The following is a 601-nucleotide window of genomic DNA, read 5'->3' on the forward strand; positions in this document are numbered from 1 at the left end:
CCGCCAGCGATGGCTCGACCGGCCGCACCTGCGTTCCACGCCCCGCAGCGACCTGCGATGGCGCCACGCCCGGCGCCGCATTTCGCTGCCCCGTCACCGCGCCAGGCGCCCCATATCACCGCGCCACGCGTTGCAACGCATCGACCCGAATTCCGTCGGGGGGCGCCGCCGCAGCGCCCTGCTCCTCATTTGGCCGCGCCATCACGCCCGAGCCCACCGTCGCGCTTGAGCGAACGGCCGTCGCAGGCCGAGCGAATTCAACAGCGCGCGCAACAGCGGCAGCAACTTGTTCAGCAACGCCAGCAGACTGTGCAGCAGCGGCAGCGTGACACGCTCTCGCGCCAGACCGCAGAGCGGCAAACCCGGATCGATCGCCTGCAGCAGCGCGTGCAGCAGTTGCAGTCGCAGAATGTCCAGGGCGCACGCGCACAACGCGTCCATGACCGCGCCCTGCAGGCGCAGAACCGCCTGCTGCAGCGCGAGCAGCGCTCACAGCAAGCCGATCTTGCCCGGCAGCAGCGATTGGGGGCAGCAGCGACGGTTGGGGCCGCCGCCGCGACCACCGCCGCGACGCGGGCGGCCCAGCGCGAGCGATTTGCCG

General features: G+C 71.7%; 1 pseudogene. It reads left to right on the forward strand.

The features are described from left to right. Window positions 1-225: 225 nt before the first annotated feature. Window positions 226-601 (forward strand): annotated as a pseudogene (locus H8A95_RS43420) (Spy/CpxP family protein refolding chaperone); the annotation flags it as partial.

Origin of the sequence: Bradyrhizobium oropedii, assembly GCF_020889685.1 — a bacterium.
In the GTDB taxonomy this organism is placed as follows: domain Bacteria; phylum Pseudomonadota; class Alphaproteobacteria; order Rhizobiales; family Xanthobacteraceae; genus Bradyrhizobium; species Bradyrhizobium oropedii.